The sequence below is a fragment of the Microbacterium umsixpiens genome (assembly GCF_053543675.1).
Genome location: NZ_JBLVOH010000177.1, coordinates 1,907 through 2,757 on the forward strand (window position 1 = coordinate 1,907; position 851 = coordinate 2,757).

At 71.8% G+C, this 851-nt stretch carries 1 protein-coding gene and 1 pseudogene; both read left to right on the plus strand.

Features of this window, described 5'->3' with window-relative positions; translation table 11 throughout:
• A pseudogene (locus ACNPM4_RS16880) lies at positions 1–181 on the plus strand (type II secretion system F family protein); the annotation flags it as partial.
• On the plus strand, positions 178–851 hold a 674-nt coding region (locus ACNPM4_RS16885), incomplete at its 3' end, for a type II secretion system F family protein (protein WP_448986453.1). The pseudogene ACNPM4_RS16880 and the gene ACNPM4_RS16885, both read left to right, overlap by 4 nt.

Consider the following 851-nt stretch of genomic DNA (forward strand, 5'->3'; position numbering starts at 1 on the left):
CGGCGCGATCGCGCCGTGGGCCATCCTCAGCCTGCTCGTCATGCGGCCGGAAGGGGCATCGGCGTACGGCACACCGGAAGGCGTGATCGTCATCTGCGTCGGTGCGGGGGTCTCGGTCATCGCCTTCCAGATCATGGTCCGCATCGGGCGGCTCCCGGAACCTCGGCGGTGGTTCGGGTGAGCGGGTTCTCGGCCCTCGCCTGTGCCGTTCTCGTCGGTGGCGGCTTCGCCGTCGGGGTGCTGAGCATCCTCGCCGGCCTCCCGCGCTGGCGGGCCGCTTCACTGAGCGTGCGGATCGGCCCCTACGTGCGAGACGTGGTTCCGGATGAGAACCTCCCACGGGGTGTTCTCCCGCTCGCGGGCACACTGCCAGCGAACGCCCGAACTCTGTGGGGCGGGCTGCGGGACGTGTTCGAGCGCATACTCGGAGGCGGAGAGGTGCTTCGGCGGCGGCTCTCCCAGGCGGGCGTGGCTATGGAGCCGGCGACGTTCCGTGGCAGGCAGTTGGGCTGGGCGCTCGCCGGCATCGGGGCCGGCGCCGTCGTTCTGATCGTGCTCGCCCTGACCGGACGGCTGTCCGTTCCCACGGGCGTCATGCCGTTGCTGTGCGGCGCCGCCGCCGCGACCACGTACGATCTGCAGCTGTCGGCTCGGGCCAAGGCGCGCCGCGTGCGTCTCACCGATGAGCTTCCGACGACCCTGGAGTTCCTGGCCCTGTGCCTGTCGGCAGGCGAGGGGTTCCTCGATGCTCTGCGTCGTGTGGCCGCTGTCGGCTCCGGCGAGCTGACCGGCGAGCTCCGTGGCGTCGTGGTCGCGGTCGGCACCGGGTCGCCGCTCGCCGATGCGCTGAC